At 33.3% G+C, this 17,985-nt stretch carries 20 protein-coding genes, 1 tRNA gene and 1 pseudogene; 13 read left to right on the top strand and 9 right to left on the bottom strand.

What is annotated here, in order from left to right; genetic code table 11:
* Positions 1–87: 87 nt before the first annotated feature.
* A complete protein-coding gene (locus tag ONG75_RS04355; RefSeq protein ID WP_264336278.1) occupies positions 88–453 on the bottom strand; it encodes a hypothetical protein in 366 nt (121 codons plus the stop codon).
* Between the two features lie 118 nt (positions 454–571).
* Here ONG75_RS04355 and hemC point away from each other — a divergent pair, with 118 nt between their 5' ends.
* Together hemC and murB are read left to right on the top strand one after the other, a co-directional pair.
* On the top strand, positions 572–1,450 hold the full coding sequence (gene hemC, locus ONG75_RS04350) for a hydroxymethylbilane synthase (protein WP_264336279.1): 879 nt from the start codon (positions 572–574) through the stop codon (positions 1,448–1,450).
* On the top strand, positions 1,441–2,325 hold the full coding sequence (gene murB, locus ONG75_RS04345; RefSeq protein WP_264375869.1) for a UDP-N-acetylmuramate dehydrogenase: 885 nt from the start codon (positions 1,441–1,443) through the stop codon (positions 2,323–2,325). Before hemC ends, murB begins: the two co-directional genes overlap by 10 nt.
* A gap of 82 nt (positions 2,326–2,407) precedes the next feature.
* On the opposite strand, the gene ONG75_RS04340 is transcribed toward murB, so the two are convergent.
* A complete protein-coding gene (locus tag ONG75_RS04340; protein WP_264375868.1) occupies positions 2,408–2,881 on the bottom strand; it encodes a hypothetical protein in 474 nt (157 codons plus the stop codon).
* A gap of 117 nt (positions 2,882–2,998) precedes the next feature.
* Between ONG75_RS04340 and ONG75_RS04335 the strand changes: the two genes are divergently transcribed.
* On the top strand, positions 2,999–4,183 hold the full coding sequence (locus ONG75_RS04335; RefSeq protein WP_264375867.1) for a dicarboxylate/amino acid:cation symporter: 1,185 nt from the start codon (positions 2,999–3,001) through the stop codon (positions 4,181–4,183).
* Complete coding sequence (gene pyrE, locus ONG75_RS04330; RefSeq protein WP_010402118.1) at positions 4,180–4,770, top strand: orotate phosphoribosyltransferase; 591 nt, start codon at positions 4,180–4,182, stop codon at positions 4,768–4,770. Before ONG75_RS04335 ends, pyrE begins: the two co-directional genes overlap by 4 nt.
* Positions 4,771–5,162: 392 nt before the next feature.
* Here pyrE and ONG75_RS04325 read toward each other — a convergent pair whose 3' ends face one another.
* The 5 genes from ONG75_RS04325 to rpsB all read right to left on the bottom strand — a co-directional run bounded on the left by ONG75_RS04325 (position 5,163) and on the right by rpsB (position 9,322).
* The gene (locus tag ONG75_RS04325; RefSeq protein WP_264375866.1) at positions 5,163–6,179 is read right to left on the bottom strand and encodes a substrate-binding domain-containing protein; all 1,017 of its coding nucleotides are present in this window, start codon (positions 6,177–6,179) and stop codon (positions 5,163–5,165) included.
* Between the two features lie 193 nt (positions 6,180–6,372).
* On the bottom strand, positions 6,373–6,930 hold the full coding sequence (gene frr / locus ONG75_RS04320) for a ribosome recycling factor (protein WP_017532537.1): 558 nt from the start codon (positions 6,928–6,930) through the stop codon (positions 6,373–6,375).
* A 7-nt stretch (positions 6,931–6,937) separates the two neighbouring features.
* A complete protein-coding gene (gene pyrH, locus ONG75_RS04315; protein ID WP_010407219.1) occupies positions 6,938–7,681 on the bottom strand; it encodes a UMP kinase in 744 nt (247 codons plus the stop codon).
* Complete coding sequence (gene tsf / locus ONG75_RS04310) at positions 7,665–8,510, bottom strand: translation elongation factor Ts (RefSeq protein WP_264375865.1); 846 nt, start codon at positions 8,508–8,510, stop codon at positions 7,665–7,667. Before tsf ends, pyrH begins: the two co-directional genes overlap by 17 nt.
* Positions 8,507–9,322: a 30S ribosomal protein S2 gene (gene rpsB / locus ONG75_RS04305; RefSeq protein ID WP_139686382.1), complete on the bottom strand. Its 816-nt coding sequence runs from the start codon at positions 9,320–9,322 to the stop codon at positions 8,507–8,509. Before rpsB ends, tsf begins: the two co-directional genes overlap by 4 nt.
* 181 nt (positions 9,323–9,503) lie before the next feature.
* Here rpsB and ONG75_RS04300 point away from each other — a divergent pair.
* The 3 genes from ONG75_RS04300 to glmS all read left to right on the top strand — a co-directional run bounded on the left by ONG75_RS04300 (position 9,504) and on the right by glmS (position 11,944).
* Positions 9,504–9,580, top strand: a tRNA-Asp gene (locus tag ONG75_RS04300).
* A 130-nt stretch (positions 9,581–9,710) separates the two neighbouring features.
* On the top strand, positions 9,711–10,124 hold the full coding sequence (gene yajC, locus ONG75_RS04295; RefSeq protein WP_264375864.1) for a preprotein translocase subunit YajC: 414 nt from the start codon (positions 9,711–9,713) through the stop codon (positions 10,122–10,124).
* Between the two features lie 8 nt (positions 10,125–10,132).
* Complete coding sequence (gene glmS / locus ONG75_RS04290; protein ID WP_264375863.1) at positions 10,133–11,944, top strand: glutamine--fructose-6-phosphate transaminase (isomerizing); 1,812 nt, start codon at positions 10,133–10,135, stop codon at positions 11,942–11,944.
* 241 nt (positions 11,945–12,185) lie between these two features.
* Here glmS and ONG75_RS07840 read toward each other — a convergent pair.
* Positions 12,186–12,362, bottom strand: a pseudogene (locus ONG75_RS07840) (IS481 family transposase); the annotation flags it as partial.
* A gap of 213 nt (positions 12,363–12,575) precedes the next feature.
* Between ONG75_RS07840 and ONG75_RS04285 the strand changes: the two are divergent.
* Both ONG75_RS04285 and ONG75_RS04280 read left to right on the top strand, forming a co-directional pair.
* Positions 12,576–13,325, top strand: coding sequence for a hypothetical protein (locus ONG75_RS04285; RefSeq protein ID WP_264375862.1), 750 nt, complete (start codon positions 12,576–12,578; stop codon positions 13,323–13,325).
* A gap of 227 nt (positions 13,326–13,552) precedes the next feature.
* Positions 13,553–14,578 (top strand): hypothetical protein, encoded by a 1,026-nt coding sequence (locus ONG75_RS04280; protein ID WP_264375861.1) that lies wholly within the window; start codon positions 13,553–13,555, stop codon positions 14,576–14,578.
* On the opposite strand, the gene ONG75_RS04275 is transcribed toward ONG75_RS04280, so the two are convergent.
* Positions 14,568–15,092 (bottom strand): gamma carbonic anhydrase family protein, encoded by a 525-nt coding sequence (locus ONG75_RS04275; protein ID WP_010404888.1) that lies wholly within the window; start codon positions 15,090–15,092, stop codon positions 14,568–14,570. The genes ONG75_RS04280 and ONG75_RS04275 overlap by 11 nt on opposite strands.
* Positions 15,093–15,208: 116 nt before the next feature.
* Between ONG75_RS04275 and secG the strand changes: the two genes are divergently transcribed.
* Genes secG through ONG75_RS04255 form a run of 4 tightly spaced genes read left to right on the top strand, consistent with a single transcriptional unit; the run spans position 15,209 to position 17,894 of the window.
* Positions 15,209–15,529 (top strand): preprotein translocase subunit SecG, encoded by a 321-nt coding sequence (gene secG / locus ONG75_RS04270; protein WP_264375860.1) that lies wholly within the window; start codon positions 15,209–15,211, stop codon positions 15,527–15,529.
* Positions 15,529–17,136, top strand: coding sequence for a CTP synthase (locus ONG75_RS04265; RefSeq protein WP_127464150.1), 1,608 nt, complete (start codon positions 15,529–15,531; stop codon positions 17,134–17,136). The genes secG and ONG75_RS04265 overlap by 1 nt, the downstream gene beginning before the upstream one ends.
* 39 nt (positions 17,137–17,175) lie before the next feature.
* A complete protein-coding gene (locus tag ONG75_RS04260) occupies positions 17,176–17,469 on the top strand; it encodes a hypothetical protein (protein ID WP_007302591.1) in 294 nt (97 codons plus the stop codon).
* 17 nt (positions 17,470–17,486) lie between these two features.
* Positions 17,487–17,894 (top strand): nucleoside deaminase, encoded by a 408-nt coding sequence (locus ONG75_RS04255; protein ID WP_010404879.1) that lies wholly within the window; start codon positions 17,487–17,489, stop codon positions 17,892–17,894.
* Positions 17,895–17,985 lie beyond the last annotated feature (91 nt).

Raw genomic sequence — 17,985 nt, 5'->3', positions numbered from 1 at the left:
CTTAGGTACAGTGTAAACTGAATGGTTGCTAATCACAAGCACCTAAATGAAAAGATTCTAAAGCCTTAATCTATAATTGATTGTACTTTATACTATACTTTGCTCTTCTGAAACATCATTTACTAAAGTGTTATAAATGTATGAATTAGGTTGAGAATTAGCTTTAAGATTCTCTATTTGTTTGTTTTTTCTAATGCTATCAATCGGAAGGTAAATGCATAAACCAAGTATTGAGAAAGTAACTATGGTAGCTGGTATGTGAGTAGCAAGAAATTCACTATAACTTGGATCTTTCCAACCGAGAGGACTAGATAGAGAAGGATGAGAGAAAAACTTTGGAATTACTACTGTTGCACTTAATAATATTATAATACTAGTTACAGTGGCACTGAAAAGGGGTAAAACATTTTTTTTATTAAATTTGCCATTAGAGTCTTTTAAAATATCAAACATACATACTCCTCAATTACTAACGTGCATGATACTAGGAGCTAATTATAAAATGTTCAATAACTAAATTGGAGATAATAAAAAATGGACATAGAATATAGATGTACAATATGAAGAATGTATGATAGTTAAAATAGGTACGAGGGGAAGCAATCTTGCGGTTGCTCAAGCTTTGGAAGCAAAACAAAGATTATTAGAGTTTTTTCCTAACCTATCTATTGAGATCATTAAAATCAAAACTTCTGGTGATAAGTATGTTAATGTAAATCTTGCTGAAATAGGAGGTAAAGGACTGTTCCTCAGGGAGATTGAGGCTGAATTACTCAAAAATAATATAGATATGGCGGTTCATTCGCTAAAAGATGTACCTGCGTTTTTCTCGAAGGACTTAACAATTCCTTGTGTTTTAGAGAGGCTAAGTCCATGTGATGTATTTATTTCTCATAAATATAAGAGCCTAAAAACTTTGCCACAGCAGGCTACAATTGCAACTTCTTCAATAAGAAGAAAAGTTCAGCTACTAAATCTCAGGCCAGACTTAAATGTAGTGCCACTGCGTGGAAATGTGACAACTAGACTGCAAAATCAGAATTTTGATGGAATGATTTTAGCCGAAGCAGGACTGATAAGATTAAAAAAACACCATTTAATTACAGAAGTATTATCACCAAAAGTCATGTTAAACGCAGTAGGGCAGGGGGCAATTTGCATTCAATGCCGAAAGAATGATATAAAAGTTATCGATCTTTTAGAGAAAATTAATAATAATATGTCTTTTATAAGGGCAAAATCAGAGCGCAGTTTCATGAAGACAATAAATGGTTCATGCTTTACGCCGCTTGCAGCTTTAGCAGAATATGTGAGTGAAAACATGCTGAATCTTTGTTGTATGTTAGCAGATGAGAAAGGTATATATTTCACTGAGCGTACTTCGTTTGTAGAAGATGCAGAAAAAATGGGTATGGATGCAGGATTAGAGTTAAAATCAAAATGCTTATAAGCTTACCTAAAGTATGTGGAATCTACCGTTATAATGTTTCAATGTCTAAAATGACTTGGTTAAATGTTGGTGGCCAAGCTGATGTACTATTTAAGCCACGTGACATTGAAGATCTAATGTGCTTGATAAAAGATGCGGAGTTACCAATTAGCGTTATCGGTGCAACATCCAACATAATAATTCGAGATAGTGGCATTCGAGGAATAACGGTGAAATTAGGCAAGGAATTTGCATATATAAAATGTAAAGATAATAACTCCATTGTTGCAGGTGGTGCTGCATTGCTTAGTAACCTTGCCTACTTTGCAGGGGAACAGCAAATTAGTGGGCTTGAGTTTCTTGCTGGAATTCCAGGAACAGTTGGCGGTGGGATAGAGATGAATGCAGGTGCATATGGTAGTGATATTGCGAGTGTTGTAAAGTTTATAAGGGCAGTGAATCTAGAAGATGGGAATTTATATGAATTTTCCAGTGAAGAAATGGGATATTTTTATCGTGGACATAGTCTAAAAGGCAGGTGGATTTTTATTGAAGCTGAATTTAAAGGAGTAAGTTCAGAGTATGAGCTTATATTGCAAAGATTGAAAGAAGTTATTGATAAAAAAAATAAAAGTCAACCAGTAAGAGGAAAAACTGCTGGTTGTATATTCAAAAATCCAATAGGCTGCAAGGCATGGAAACTGATTGATGAATCTGGCTGCCGAGGATTAGATAATGGTGTAGCTAAAATTTCTAAGAAACATTGTAATTTTCTACTCAATTACAATAATGCAACTGCACTTGACTTAGAAAACCTTGGCAACAGAGTAAAAGATGCAGTAAAAGATAAATTTAACATTGAACTTGAGTGGGAGATAAGGGTTTTGGGTAGGTAACTTCTAACCTTCTCTAATATGACCTATTTCAATTGAGTACACTTCAATTTAAGTCCAAGGTACACTATTTTGCGAGGATAATTTATGCTTCCTTTGAAGAAAAGCATTCTTTTATTTTTTCAATTACCGGCTCTATAATGTAGTGATTTATTTTCTTAATCATAGGTTCTACAATCATATTTCCAACAATAAGGCCTGTAATTGGGGCAATAATTCCTATTGTCGCACCAATCAAAACTGCTGATCCTGTATTTAACATTACACCAGGAAAAATAGCACCTATAGCTGCACCAAGACCAATCCCGATTGCAGTGCTAGTAACGCCCATACAAAATATAGGGAAAATGCATTCTCGATTTACTTTATCTTCCTTATAATCACAATATGTAAGGTATGCGATAGATAATATTGTAGAAACAGCAGCAATAATTCCACCTATAATGGAAGGTGATAAAATTGCGAAACTTGGACCAAGACCTACAAGCACTCCTATTGAAATATTCATTCCCATTAATATTCCAACAAGGATTAACTCTTCTTTAGTTTTTTTATCCATACCCCTCCTTACACTTAATTAATAATAAAATGTTACTCATCTTTACTTAACCTGTAAAGTTATCTTAACCTAATTTCAAAAATTATTGTATAATATCATTTTGAGGTTTTATTTTCAATGCGCAAACTTGCAATACTCTTTTCTATACTGTTTGCGGTAATTGCTTACTATTTAAACAATGAAGTAATATTTGAAATAGCAAAGCTATTTAGCGATATATTCATCAGTCTGTTGAAATTGATTAGCTTACCTTTAGTTTTTCTATCTATAGTGTCCACAATTTCAGGGCTTAAAGACTCAATTGAAATTAAAGTATTACTTAAGAAGACGCTGTTTTACACGCTGTTTACAACAATTGTAGCTGCATTTGTTGCGTTATCTTTCTATTTATTCATAGACCCAGTAAGAAAAAATTTCATAAGCAACACAATAGAAAGTGTGAGTGACAGCAATCACAATTACTTTTCATACTTAAAATCACTCATTCCATCAAATTTTGTGCAAGTTTTTCTTGAAAATAACGTTATTGGCAGCATACTGATCGCTTTTTTAATGGGTGGAGCTATTATTTCGCTCTCAAAAGAAAAACAAGATATATTACACCAAATATTTTCTGCACTATTTGATACACTTCTTAGAATTGCTCAAGGGTTATTAAAGTTTATTCCTCTTGCTGTATGGTCTTTTATCACATGTTTTTTATACGAGTTAAAAGGTGGCAGCGAATTCCATAGTCTTTTTTGGTATTTTGCTTGCATAATGTCTGCAAATTTCGTGCAAGCATTTGTGATTTTGCCACTACTCATGTGGTATAAAGGTATATCACCAATTCAAACGATGAAAGGTGTTATGCCAGCACTTACACTTGCGTTTTTTTCTAAATCATCTAGTGCAACGCTGCCTACAACTATAGAATGTGTGCAAAATCAGCTAAAGGTACCAAAGAAATTGTCATCTTTTATTCTACCAATATGCACAACAGTCAATATGAATGCGTGTGCTGCATTTATTTTAATCACAGTGATGTTTGTTGCAGAGATGAATGGGCACACATTTTCCTTAAGTGAGATGTTCATATGGATTTTTTTAGCTACAGGAGCTGCAATTGGTAACGCTGGAGTGCCGATGGGGTGCTATTTTATGGCAACTAGTTATTTGGTATCAATGAATGTTCCTTTGTACATTATGGGATTGATTTTGCCTATTTATACAATCATTGATATGTTTGAAACTGCAATAAATGTGTGGTCTGATATCTGTATAACGCAGATAATTAATAAAGAATTTCAAACTCAAGAATGATATTAGATAATACAATAATAAAAGAATTTGAAGAGGCTGGTGCGATTTTGCACGGACATTTTGTACTCTCGTCAGGGCTGCACAGCAACACTTACATACAATGCGCTAAAATTTTTGAAAATCCAAGCAGAGCAATGAACGTTTGTGAGCTATTGGCGAATAAAATAAGAAAAGAGCTTATTGAACCCATAGATTTAATACTATCTCCTGCGATTGGTGGAATAATCGTGGGTTATGAGATTGGTAGACAGCTTGGAATCCGAACAATATTTTGCGAACGTGTTAATGGTAAATTTGAATTACGCCGTGGATTTGAGATTAAACAAGGTGAGAAAATCTTATTAATTGAAGATGTGATTACCACAGGTAAATCTTCACTTGAAGCAGTAAAATGTGCAGAAGAGAAGGGAGGTAAAGTTGTTGCTGGAGCTTCTTTGATCAAGAGAAATAGTGAAACAAAACTGCCCTTTCCTGTAATATCTTTGATTGAACTAAATATCAAAAACTATAGCGAGGAAGAACTGCCAAGTGAATTAAAACAATTACCTATAATGAAACCTGGGAGTAGAGAATATTTAACAAAATAATTCTATATATGGCTAAAGTGATTCAGTAACTTTTACGTGTTATATGTTAATCTTTTTGCATCAAAGTTAGATATTACAGTTTATTTTCCTGTATTCGTTCAACAGAATGGCAAAATAAGATAGACAAATAAAGATATAAAGTAAAAACAATAATAGGTGTCATTCCGGTTCGTGACACTTGCTTTATGTAGTTTCATTGAAAACGTTGTTTTTATTATAATACCTCCTATGATTAGTTTGCTTGTGAGCACCAGTGTCTGGGCACTGGAATGACAAGAAAAGGCTACTTGAATGACAGGAAAGGAACTACTAAAACAAATAGGTGTCATTCCAGCGCGTGACGCTGTAATCCAGAAAGGAAGGGAGTGTTAAATAAAAAAATATCAAAGTCATCATATTATATCACGAACCTTTTCCAAGACTTTTTTCATATTTTCGCTTGAAAGTGGAATTAAGCCAAGCCTAGATAAATATCCACCTTCAGTACTAATAGAGTCTATAACTTCTCTAATGAATTCCCTTAATCCATCAACAATATCTAAGTGTTCTTTCTTTATATAAAGATATAAAGGCCTTGCTAACATATACTCCCCCGATGATATATTTTTATAAGTTGGCTCAATTCCTGCGATTGTGCTTCCTTGAATCTCATCTTGGTTTTTCGCTAAAAAGCTGAAGCTAAATATTCCTAAAGCATTTTTATTGCTCTTCAATTTTTGTATTATTATGTTTTCATTAATTCCAACTTCTATATATCTTCCATCATCTCTGATATTACTACATGCTTTCTTTCTTTTTTCTTGGTCTTGATAATTCTCTTTGAAAATCCTTGAGTTCATACATGAATATTGATCAAGCATAATAAAATTAATCAAAGTTTCATGTGTACCTGTATTTTGATGTGGGCCATAGATTTTAATTTCTGTTTTTGGTAGAGCTTGATTTACATCAGACCAAAATTTCTTGTTATTCTTTACTAATCTATCATTGTCTTCAGAATATGAAGATAAAGTTTCAAACAGGTCATTTTTTGTAAAATCAAATCTATGGCTTTGATTTGAATTTGCAATAACAATTCCATCATAGCCAATTATGATCTCTATTACTTCATTCACTTTATTTCTTTTACATAATTCTCTCTCTACTTCCTTCATAGGGCGAGATGAAGTAGTGATATCTGGTGTGCCTTCCCCTATTCCTGAACAAAACATTTTGAACCCTGATCCACTTCCTATCGATTCTACAACTGGAGTTTTAAAGGAAAATATACGGCTGAATTCTTCAGATATAAATGAGATAAAAGGAAAAACAGTTGAAGATCCAACAATTCTGATATATCTTCTGGCATCAACATTTGACAGTGGGATGAGTAATACAAATGCAAAAATAAGGAAAAGGCGTTTCAGCATCGTTTTCGCTCAAGAGTGTAAACTTAATTATCGTAATAAAAAATCAAACTGAAAAGCTTTTTTTCTAGATTTCAAAAGGTATAACGATCAAATGTGTGCGTAATGATGAGATCTGAATCACAGCATTCATACAACTGTATCTATATCGAATCCTCTTATGTTTTTCAATACTGAAAAATTCTTTCATATTAACTTAATGATGCAATATATCCTTTTCTTTAATAGATAAGTCATCATCGACTTTTTTTACATTATCATCAGTAATGTTTTGTATTTCCTTTTTGGCAACATGAAAATCATCTTCTGAGATTTCCTTATTTTTCTTCATTTCCTCTATTTCTTCCATAACATCTCTGCGTATATTTCTAATTGCAACTCGTGCATTTTCAGAAAATTGATGCAATAATTTCACTAATTTTTCACGAGTTTCTTGTGTTAAGTCTGGAAGAACTATACGTATAGTATTTCCTTCAACAACAGGATTTAAATTCAGGTTAGCATTGATTATCGCATTTTTTACTTCACCGATAACAGTAGCATCCCAAACTTTAACTGATAGAGTTTTGTTATCTATAGCTGAAACGCCTGCAACTTGGTTCAGTTTTTGATGTCCACCATAGATATTTACAACTATACCATCAAGTAATGATGCGTTAGCTCTACCAGTACGTACACCTTTCATATCATCGTGAAAAGACTGAATAGTTTTTAGCATTCTTTCTTTTGTTTTAGCTTTTATTTCGTTTAACATAAATTACCTAATGTTTACAATCTGAAACTATAGTATAAGTGCCTTGACCCTTAATAATATCAACCATTTTTTCTCTTTTTAAAGAAAAAACTACAATTGGGATAGAATTCTCACGAGCAAGTGAAATTGCTGATGCATCCATAACTTTTAAATCACGAGTTAGCAGATCTGTATAAGAAAGCCTATCATACATCACAGCATTCTCATTTTTTTTTGGATCGGCAGAATATACACCACTTACTTGAGTACCTTTTAAAATAACATCACAATTCATTTCAACAGCACGTAAAGCTGCAGCTGTATCTGTAGTAAAAAATGGGTTACCTGTGCCTGCTGCAAAAATGACCACTCTACCTTTCTCTAAATGATGAATAGCCTTCCTTCTTATATAAGGCTCACATATAGTAGTCATGGGTATAGCAGACAACACCCTAGAGACTATAGAGCTTTTTTCTAAAAAATTTTGCAAAATTAAAGCATTAATGACAGTACCAAGCATTCCAATATAATCACTGCTTGCTCTTTCACAGCCACTTAAAGACGCTGATGCACCACGAAAAATATTCCCACCACCAACAACAATACAAACTTGAACCCCGAGATTACAAACTTCAACTATGTCTTTGGATAGTTTATCTATAACTTCCATATCATGGCCAAATAGCTTTGATCCCATCAAAGCCTCCCCAGAGATTTTGAATAACACTCTGGGGTACTTTACTTCTGAAGTTTTGTTACTTATTTGCACCATCCAAAGTAAGTAACTTATAATTAGCTAATTTAACAGCACTTGATTCTATAAAATCAGCAATCTTCATTTTATCATCTTTTATAAACTTCTGCTCTAGCAGAACAACTTCTTCATAGTATTTAGCCATTCGTCCATCTACTATTTTTTTCGCTACCTCTTCAGGTTTATTTAAGCTCTTTACTTGCTCCTCGATTATAGAACGCTCATTTTTTAATTTTTCTTGATCTAAATCATTTATAGATAAAGCTTCAGGTTTCATAGCAACTACATGCATAGCTATTTGCTTTCCAATCTCTTTTTTATCACCAGATGACTGCAATGCTACTAAAGCACCAATCTTACCTAAGCCAGGCATATCACCATGTACGTATCCAGAAATAATCCCATCTTTAGTCTCTAGGTAGCAAAGATTGCTTAACTCTAACTTCTCACCAAGAACCGATGTACCACTCATAATAGCTTCCTGCACTGTACCAACATCTTCATATTTGGCATTTTTTAACTCATCAAGACTAGTACAACGTTCTTGACAAGCAATTGATGCTAAATTTGAAACTAATGCTATGAACTTCTCATTTCTAGCAACAAAATCAGTTTCACAATTGACTTTAACCAATACACCATAATTTTTAGCCAAGCACATAGCAATAAGCCCATCCGAAGCTACTCTATCAGACTTTTTGTCAGCTTTAGCAAATCCTATTGTACGCAACCTATCAACGGCTTTCTTAATATCACCATCACACTCTTCTAACGCTTTCTTACAATCGCTTAAGCCAAGCCCTGTTCTATCGCGTAATTCCCTTATACTACTTGAATCCATCTTCATTTACTTACTATTACCTCCTTTTCTGTTTCAACCTTAATACGCTTCTTTTTAGTTTGCACAATATCCTCTTCTTTTTCTTGAATAAGCTCATCATCCTTAACTCTAGACCTTGTCAAACTAGACTCTATTCCAGCTAATATAGAATCAGCAACTAATTTACAATAGAGCTCTATTGATTTTCTTGAATCATCATTTCCTGGTATAGGATAGGCAATACCATCTGGGTCAGAATTGGTATCAAGTACTCCAACTACAGGAATACCCAGTTTTTTGGCCTCTTTAACCGCTATATGCTCTTTGTTAGTATCAATAATAAATAAAATATCAGGAACTGCTCCCATTTCTCTAATTCCACCCAATTCTTTATCAAGCTTTTTTCTTTTCTTTTCAATGTTTCCTAATTCTTTTTTTGTTAAGATGCTATCTTCATCATTGGATATTTTCTCATATTGTATCAAAGTTTTTATCGAAGAAGAAACAGTGTTCCAATTAGTAAGCATACCACCAAGCCATCGATCATTTACATAATACTGACCACAACGAACTGCTTCACTTGCAACAATATCTAAAGCTTGAAATTTTGTACCAACAAATAAAATGCGACCATCTTGAGATGCAACATCGTATAAAGCTTTCATCGCCGCCTCTAACAATGGTAATGTTTTTCGTAAGTCTATTATGTGTATACGATTCTCTTGATGTATACCATATATATATGGGGCCATTTTCGCATTCCAGCGACTAACTTTATGGCCAAAATGCACACCAGATTCAGCTAAATCACGTATAGTGACTTTAGGCAAATTTGTCATATTTACTCCTCCAAATAGTTTATCCTCCATGGCATAACCCTAACGGGACTACTTGCATAAGCCATGTGTGAAATTAAGTTATTTACATAGTAATAAAAAAGACAAAAAAGCGCAAACAAAAAATATTGACAAGTGGCAACACGTTGATTAGCTTTAAGGTTGCAAACGTTAAAAAGCAATGGGGGGTGTAGCTCAGTTGGTTAGAGCGCATGCCTGTCACGCATGAGGTCGTGAGTTCAAGTCTCATCACTCCCGCCATTACAGCAGAAACATCTTAAAATTCTTTAACTTTCTTATTAATTTGAATTAATTTCTTTCAGAGACTTGACATGATATTGTAATTGCTGCTTAATCTATTTAATTTTATCATTAATAATTGGGATTAAATATGTTCCTTTCTGAGGTTTTTGCGGTAGATGCGACTAACAATGTATCAGCATCTGTTGCTAGCTTTATTCCACTCATTTTAATATTTGTAGTATTTTATTTTCTCATTATTCGCCCCAATCACAAAAAACTAAAAGAACATAGAAGGATGATAGATCAAATAAAACGTGGTGATACGGTTATTACTTCTAGTGGAATAATAGGTGAAGTAAACAAAGTTGACGAAGTAAATGCACAACTAATACTAGAAATAGCACCAAAAATTGAAATAAAAATCCTAAAGTCTGCTATATCTGAAATCTTAAATAAAGAAATTCAAAAGCCAGTAGCTAAATCTATTGAAAAAAGCAAAGTTGAAAAGAATGGCAAGAAAAATAAACTAGAGGAAAGTAAAAAAGACAAAAATGCTTCATAATTTAAGAAGTGTGTGGAATATTAGGTATAGTAAGTAGCGGTGATTCAGTAATACCAATTTTACTAACCGCGTTGCAAAAATTGGAATACAGAGGGTATGACTCTTCAGGTATAGCAATTATAAATAATAGAGGTAAGATAGAAGTAAAAAAATCAGAAGGTAAAGTTGAAAGATTGTGTGAAGTTGTTCATGAGAGCAAGATATCTAGTAGCAAAGTTGGTATAGCACATACTCGTTGGGCTACACATGGAGCTCCAAATCTTAAAAATGCTCATCCCATTTATATAAATAATGTTGTTGTTGCTCATAATGGCATAATTGAAAATTACAATATATTAAAAAAGGATCTGGAGGAAAAGGGAGTATCTTTCCACACCGATACTGATACAGAAGTGATACCAAACATATTAACTTCATATCTTGATGAAGGGTTATCACCAGTTGATTCTATATTACAGTGTCTAAACAATTTACAAGGTTCACTTGCTTTGGCTTTATTATTTGCAGAATATCCAGATACTTTATTTGTTGCAAAAAGAAATTTGCCTTTAGCAATAGGATATAACTGTAATAAAGTGTTTGCTGCTTCTGATACTAATACTTTGAATTCATTTGTAGAAAAAATATTGCATTTAGAAGATAATGATATTGCAGTAATAAAATCTAACGAATTCAGTATATATAATAATGGTATACAAGTTAAACGCAGAACAGAAAATAGCAGTCCAAGAAATTTTCTAATTAGTAAAAATGGTTACCCTAGCTTTATGCTAAAAGAAATTTTTGAGCAACCGTATGCATTAAACAAAACAATAAATCAATTTTATAAACAATATAAAGAAATCAACAAAGAATTATTTTCTGAACTAGGTTACATTACTATAGTTGGATGCGGTTCATCCTATTTTGCTGGACTAATAGCAAAGTGTTGGCTGGAAAGTATTGCTCAAATTCGGGTATATCTAGAAATCTCGTCAGAATTTAGGTATAGCAGCGTCAAGCTCGAAGAAGGTAGTATTGGCTTATTCATTTCTCAATCTGGTGAAACTGCAGATACTATGGAAGCACTACGTTATGCGAGATTTCAGAAACAAATGATCATTAGCATAATTAATACATTTAATAGCAGCATAGAAAAAGCCTCAGATATTGTATTGCATACTCTTGCTGGACCTGAGATTGGTGTTGCTTCGACAAAAACCTTTTCTACGCAGCTTGCAATTTTAGCATGCTTTGCTGTAGAGCTTGGAAAAATAAAAGGTATACTGGGTAGAGAGAGGATAAAGGAACTAAGCGGTGCTATTAATTCCATTCCCGAACATGTAGAGCATGTTTTGAATGTGATGGAAATACAACATATATCAGGCAGTATATTAGAGCACAATAATATAATTATAATTGGGAGAGGAAGCTCATATGGAGTTGCAATGGAAGGTGCATTGAAGATAAAAGAGCTTTCATATATCAACACAATTGGTATTGCAGCGGGAGAAATGAAGCACGGTTCTATCGCCTTGATAGACTCTACTGTACTTGTTATCGCAATTATTCCTTACGATAATTTATTCTTTAAAACGCTATCCAATATACAAGAGATTATTGCAAGAAAAGGTAAAGTAATTGCCTTTAGTGATAAGCAAGGAGCACCGCTCTTAAAGGGAATTTGCATAGATGTGGTGCAACTTCCAGAAGTTGACAATTTTGTTTCTCCAATTATCTACAGTGTTGCTATGCAATTTCTTGCTTATTCTATTGCAGAAAAAAAAGGGTTAGATGTAGATTGTCCGAGAAATTTAGCTAAATCTGTCACAGTTGAGTAACTTATTTAAAGTGAGTTGCTAATTAACAGCTCTAATTGTCAGTTATAAATTACTGAATTTTACTAATAAATTCATTGCTATCATTAGCCCTCTGCGAAAGAATATGTAACTAATGTAAGGATGAGAGAGGCTAAAATCCACGCCTCAAATTAACAAGATTTGCCATTATGGTTACCAGACACAACTTAATCTAGCAAGCAAGAATTAACTAACAGAAAAATTGAAAACTAATATCAGTCTCTTATGTAATGCTACTAATATTTTTCTAAAAGCAATATGTTTTCTATTCAGGAAAGTCTACATCGCCATAACAATATTTACTAGAATGAGGTCTTGTCTCATTGTAAAAACACAACCAATGATCAACGTCTATCTGAAGATCTTCTAATGAATTGTAGATTGTTTTACAAAAAAAGAGGAGTAAATGAGAGTTCAGTAACTTGATTATAGAGTTGTACTGCCTTTCCATATTTGAAGCAAGTTGTTATTCTATCTCAAACCGTAGCACAAAGTAAATATGGCAATTTACACTAAAATTTTCTGTTTATGATTTATATTATGTAAAGATACTATTTGACCTTGAGCTTTAAAGATATTATGTAATAGCATTATTTAATATGCGAGGTTTATTATGGCTAAAGTAAATGCAGGTGAAAGCGCAAGAAAGCTCAAAGAAATTAAATTTCAGCTTATGTCACCAAAAAAGTCCAAAAGTAGTCAACAAATGTCACCAAAACGGAGTCGGAATTCTGGTGAAAAGCTATGGAATGCATTAGAATCATTACAAGAAGCAAAATCAGAGTTAAAAAAAAGAAAGTTTGAAATAGAACTAAAAAAAGACACTGAAATATCAGACGAAGGAATAGAAAAAGTAGTGGAATTGGAAAGGAAAACAGAAAAAGAGATAGAAGAAATAGCAATGCCAATATCAACGTTACTACTTAAGGAAACAATAATAAAATTACAAGGAACAAAAATAATAAATTTTTTAAAAAAATTAGAAAAACAAGTAAAAGAAATGCAAGAATTATGTAAGAAACTAGAATTAAATGCTAAAATAGAAGAAGAAGATCTAAATAAGCTCGAGGACATAAAGAAAGAATCAGAAAAGTGTTGCAGAGAGTTAGTGAGCTATATGCCTAATTCAAATAATCCTAGAATGTTGTACACTGCTGTTATTGGTGTTGGTCTTGCTGTTGGGCTGGTAGCAAGTACTATACTTGAACATACAACTAGACTAAGTATGTTAGCAATAATTGGCATAGCTACATCATTTGCACTCGTAGCTGGTGGTGCTACATATGCAGCACTAAGACCTAATACTAAAATAGATGAATCAAAAGAAGTCCAAATAAAGAGTTCTCATCACTCACTTTCCTAATCACACTTTAATTCAAACTTTATCAGTTTTATTCAAGTTGCTTCTAAAAGGAGAATATCAATGGTGTTCTCCTTACTGATTTGGTTAAAATGCAGAAAACGCCTATGTCAAAATTTACACAGATGTTAAGTGCTGCCACTAATTTCCAGTTAGTACAATTTGTATATCTTATTGACATATTTAATTTATTCTGTTACAATTTTTAGTAATTAGGTTGGGATAAAACAATGAAGAGTTTTAAATGGCTACTTAATCAAGTCAGACTTTCATGGATTAGCTTAATATCAAAAGTAAAGAGCTTTTTTCAAACTAACGATACACATTATCAAACAACTGCTAGCAATGGAAATGATCATACAAGAAAAATAAGTGTAGAAAATACAATAGAGGCGAAAGTTAATGAAGAGGATGTATGGTATGATTCTCTGAAAGAACAAGAGCCAGGTGAAAAAGAAAGAGATCTGGATGAAGAAGAATTTTTTGATGCTATTGAAAATTTGGATGAAGAGGAAGTGAGTGCTAACATAGAAGGAAAAGAGTATGAAAAAAATAAGTACTATAGTCTACAAGATGGTCTACAAGAAAAAAATGAATTTGATCACACAACGCACACTCTTACACTTGCTTTTGAAATTGAAAAGCCATTTCCAGACTCTGACCTTAGTAAATTTAAGTTATGCGAACTTAAGCAAAATGGTGATAAATATACGTTTATCTTAGAAAATGATCAGAAAAATCGAATAGAATTACACTCTGAATATCTCAATATTTATTTTCCTAAGTATTTTGAGAAACACAGAAAAAAAGGAGCTTACACCGAACTTTTTTCTCAAGAGGAAAATAGAATTAGCAATGATATTATAATACCGCTACAAGTTCCAAAAGAAGCAAGCATACTTACCAAAGAGTGCAATTGGTTAATAAGAAAGGTTGTAGGTGAAATACCATATTATCCAGTGGGCAAATCGCTTGAATACTGCAGGGGTCGTGTAAATTTCTTTCTTAACTTAAACAATATTATGTCTTTTTCTCTAAAATCAGCAAAAGCACAATATGCAGCTATGCTATCAGGTACTCCAACAGAAACAAACTGGCCAATAAAGGATATTCTAGTCAGAGGTAGTTTTATTAATCAGCATATTCCTAGAGTTGAAGAAGCTTATATTGATAAGCATTATATAGTTGAAGAAACTTTTGAAGTAGTTAACGTAGAATGTGCATCAGAGCTGAAGATTTCTCAACCTAGCATATAGCCTTATATTCTTTCATCAGCATGATATAATTTTGTGCAGATTGTGTAATATGTTTTATTTCTTCATTTGACATTTTTTTGAAGAATTGTGCTGGCCTGCCAGCCCATACTTCACCACTTTTTATCACTTTTCCATGTGTCACCAGTGAACCAGCAGCTACCATAGCTTCAGACTCGACAATCGCATGATCCATTATAACAGAGCCCATACCAATAAATGCTTTATCATGTATCGTGCATGCATGTAACACACAAAAATGTCCAACCGTCACCATACTACCAATAATCGTGTCACCGCCTGGATTTCTATCTACATGAATTACGGTGCCATCTTGAATATTCGTTTCATCACCTATTTCGATTGATCCAACATCTCCTCTGATCACACAATTAAACCAGATACTCGCATTCCTTCCTATTTCAACGTTACCTATAATACGCACACCATCTGCGATAAAAGAACTTTCATCCATTTTTGGTTCATAATCTTTGTATTTTAGAATGTGATAGCTCATAATTTAAATAAGGTTTAATACATACTTGGGTTCCAGTAGTCAAGTTACTCGGGTAAAGATATTCTTGACTTATGATCCTTATGCTCCTAAAATCTTTATTTTTAGCTCTATTTATAATGTCAGTAACAGTACTTAGTGTACTTCAAATAATATTAGTTGTTGTATTGGTAATTTTAGTGCTCCTGCAGCCACCTGGAAGTAGTTCATTAAGTGGCTTTAGTAATTCACAACAGGGAATGAATTCAATAATTCCGGTAAAGTCTTCTGAAAATCCACTCAGTAGAATAACTTCTATAGTTGCTGGGCTGTTCATTATAAATACACTGTTACTATCAGGATTATGTTCAAAAGATGTACATAAAAAATCAATTGCAGAGAAGATTATATCAGAAAAGAAGAAAGAAGGCCAATCAACTTCTGTTCCATTTGAAAATTAATGAAAGAAACCAAGTTTATCTTTGTTACAGGTGGAGTTGTTTCATCACTTGGTAAGGGTTTAGTTGCTTCAAGTGTGGGAGCACTTCTTCAAGCTCATGGATTCAATGTTCGCATCAGAAAGCTTGACCCATATCTCAACATTGATCCTGGAACAATGAGCCCAGCTCAGCACGGGGAAGTATTTGTTACTGAGGATGGTGCTGAAACTGATTTAGACCTTGGACATTACGAGCGTTTTACTAAAATTAAAGCAACCAAGGACGACAATATAACAACTGGTAAAGTATATAATAAATTATTAAAGAAGGAAAGGTGTGGTGATTATCTAGGCAAAACTGTGCAAATCATTCCTCATGTGACAGATTTAATCAAATCTTTCATTTTTAATGGTACAGAAGATTTAGATTTTGTAATATGCGAAATAGGCGGAACCGTAGGTGATATTGAAAGCCAACCGTTTTTGGAAGCTATACGCCAAGTTAATTATAAACTAGGAAAGCAAAAAGTTATCCTTATTCACTTAACTTTAATACCATATCTCACTGCAGCACAAGAATTAAAGACAAAACCGACACAGCATTCAGTTCGAGAGTTAAACTCTGCGGGGTTACAACCAGATATTATATTATGTCGCAGTGAAAAAGAAATTTCCGATAATCAAAAAGAAAAGATAGCCAATCTTTGCAATGTTTCTTTATCTAACGTAATACCTGCTCCTGATGTAAACCATATATACGAGTTACCGTCCTTGTATAATCAATGTGGGCTCGGGACACAAATTTTGGATCACTTTCACTTAAGTAAGCCAAAACCAAGCTTACCTGAATGGGACCAAATAGTACACTCTATGAGACATCCAACACAAGAAGTTATCGTTTCCATAGTAGGAAAATATACTGAATTTCCTGACGCATATAAATCACTGATTGAAGCATTAAACCATGGTGCAATTAGTAATAAAGCTAGAGTGAAGATAAATTGGGTCAACTCAAGAGAAGAGAATGGAAAATCTATAGATGCAAAGTTTATCAGAGAAAAATTACAAAGCTCTAATTCAGTCCTTGTTCCAGGAGGATTTGGTGATAACGGAATAGAAGGTAAAATATTAGCAATAAACTATGCCCGTGTAAATAACATTCCTTTTTTAGGAATATGTCTTGGTATGCAGCTTGCAGTGATTGAATTTGCTCGTAACGTTATTAAGCTTGAAGATGTACACTCTGAAGAATTTTATACTTGCAAACACCCAATCATCAAGCTCGCTGATGGTAAGAACGTTGATCTTGGTGGAACCATGAGACTTGGAACATACAAGTGTAATGTAAATCCAAATTCAAAAATGGCAAATGTGTATAGTAGTGTCACTATTTCAGAAAGACACAGACACAGATATATAGTTAATTTAGATTATAAAAATAACTTAGAAGAGAATGGAATGATATGCAGTGGTATATCAGAAGATAAAACATGCATAGAGGCAGTGGAGCTAAAAAATCACTCATGGTTTATTGGTGTGCAATTTCATCCAGAATTTCAATCAAGACCATTTTCTCCTCATCCTCTCTTTACATCATTTATTAAGGCAGCTATTGACAATAGAGTTTAATAGAACTGAATAAACTCTATTCTAATAGAGAGGTAAAAAATGTTACTAAGAAATAGTAAAGATAGCATTACATATGGATCTGCGACCTTCGAGGAATTGAATAGGCATGTAGAACAAATAATATATAAATTAGAGGAGGATCAAATTATAGAGGATATAATGGAAGAAGTAGTTGTAGCTATAAACGAACTAAAATCGGTAGAAGAAATAAAAAAATATTTAAAGCGAGAAATAGATAGCCTTGTAAAAAGGACAATAGTCCTTAGTGAATTCTATAACCTAGAAAAAATAGAAAAGCCAAGAAAAGAAAATTATATTTACCCAAGCACCTAATGTTTAAGTACCAATACATGGAACTTGCCATAGAGCAAGCAAAACTTGCTCAGAAAGATGGCGAAGTGCCAATAGGTGCTGTAATAGTTAATGGAAACAATATCATCTCCTCTGCACACAATATATCTAATGATCCAACTGCACATGCAGAAATGTTAACAATTAGACAAGCATTTTCAACTTCCACGCTTTATGAAGCTGAAATGTACGTAACGTTAGAGCCGTGCCCGATGTGCGCTCAAGCTATCTCTTTTGCAAAAATTAAACGTCTGTACTTCGGGGCTTACAATCCCAAAGGTGGAGGAGTTGAAAACGGCACTAGAATATTTCAATTCTGTAACCACATACCTGAAGTTTATGGTGGAATATTAGAAACAAAATGTTCTCTTTTGTTAAAAGATTTCTTTGAGAAATTGAGAACTTAGTTTAAGATGTGTGAGATTGTTTCAATATTTTTTGAGTAAAATCTGTATTATAACTCTTTCGTATATTTGACCAATTTGCTCATGCAACGGT

Source organism: Wolbachia endosymbiont (group B) of Sphaerophoria taeniata, assembly GCF_947179355.1.
Classification (GTDB): Bacteria; Pseudomonadota; Alphaproteobacteria; order Rickettsiales; family Anaplasmataceae; genus Wolbachia.
Note: the sequence above shows the minus strand (reverse complement) of the source record. Positions and strands in the feature narration are given on the sequence as shown.

Bases quoted from the DNA above. Each gene is read 5' to 3' on its own strand.
- hemC (WP_264336279.1), top strand. From the start codon at position 572: ATGATAGTTAAAATAGGTACGAGGGGAAGCAATCTTGCGGTTGCTCAA.
- frr (WP_017532537.1), bottom strand. From the start codon at position 6,930: ATGTTAAACGAAATAAAAGCTAAAACAAAAGAAAGAATGCTAAAAACT.
- ONG75_RS04355 (WP_264336278.1), bottom strand. From the start codon at position 453: ATGTTTGATATTTTAAAAGACTCTAATGGCAAATTTAATAAAAAAAAT.
- tsf (WP_264375865.1), bottom strand. From the start codon at position 8,510: ATGAAGATGGATTCAAGTAGTATAAGGGAATTACGCGATAGAACAGGG.
- ONG75_RS04280 (WP_264375861.1), top strand. From the start codon at position 13,553: ATGAAGAGTTTTAAATGGCTACTTAATCAAGTCAGACTTTCATGGATT.
- ONG75_RS04275 (WP_010404888.1), bottom strand. From the start codon at position 15,092: ATGAGCTATCACATTCTAAAATACAAAGATTATGAACCAAAAATGGAT.
- ONG75_RS04265 (WP_127464150.1), top strand. From the start codon at position 15,529: ATGAAAGAAACCAAGTTTATCTTTGTTACAGGTGGAGTTGTTTCATCA.
- ONG75_RS04255 (WP_010404879.1), top strand. From the start codon at position 17,487: ATGGAACTTGCCATAGAGCAAGCAAAACTTGCTCAGAAAGATGGCGAA.
- ONG75_RS04335 (WP_264375867.1), top strand. From the start codon at position 2,999: ATGCGCAAACTTGCAATACTCTTTTCTATACTGTTTGCGGTAATTGCT.
- rpsB (WP_139686382.1), bottom strand. From the start codon at position 9,322: ATGACAAATTTGCCTAAAGTCACTATACGTGATTTAGCTGAATCTGGT.
- yajC (WP_264375864.1), top strand. From the start codon at position 9,711: ATGTTCCTTTCTGAGGTTTTTGCGGTAGATGCGACTAACAATGTATCA.
- ONG75_RS04340 (WP_264375868.1), bottom strand. From the start codon at position 2,881: ATGGATAAAAAAACTAAAGAAGAGTTAATCCTTGTTGGAATATTAATG.
- pyrH (WP_010407219.1), bottom strand. From the start codon at position 7,681: ATGGTGCAAATAAGTAACAAAACTTCAGAAGTAAAGTACCCCAGAGTG.
- ONG75_RS04260 (WP_007302591.1), top strand. From the start codon at position 17,176: ATGTTACTAAGAAATAGTAAAGATAGCATTACATATGGATCTGCGACC.
- murB (WP_264375869.1), top strand. From the start codon at position 1,441: ATGCTTATAAGCTTACCTAAAGTATGTGGAATCTACCGTTATAATGTT.
- secG (WP_264375860.1), top strand. From the start codon at position 15,209: ATGTCAGTAACAGTACTTAGTGTACTTCAAATAATATTAGTTGTTGTA.
- ONG75_RS04325 (WP_264375866.1), bottom strand. From the start codon at position 6,179: ATGCTGAAACGCCTTTTCCTTATTTTTGCATTTGTATTACTCATCCCA.
- pyrE (WP_010402118.1), top strand. From the start codon at position 4,180: ATGATATTAGATAATACAATAATAAAAGAATTTGAAGAGGCTGGTGCG.
- ONG75_RS04285 (WP_264375862.1), top strand. From the start codon at position 12,576: ATGGCTAAAGTAAATGCAGGTGAAAGCGCAAGAAAGCTCAAAGAAATT.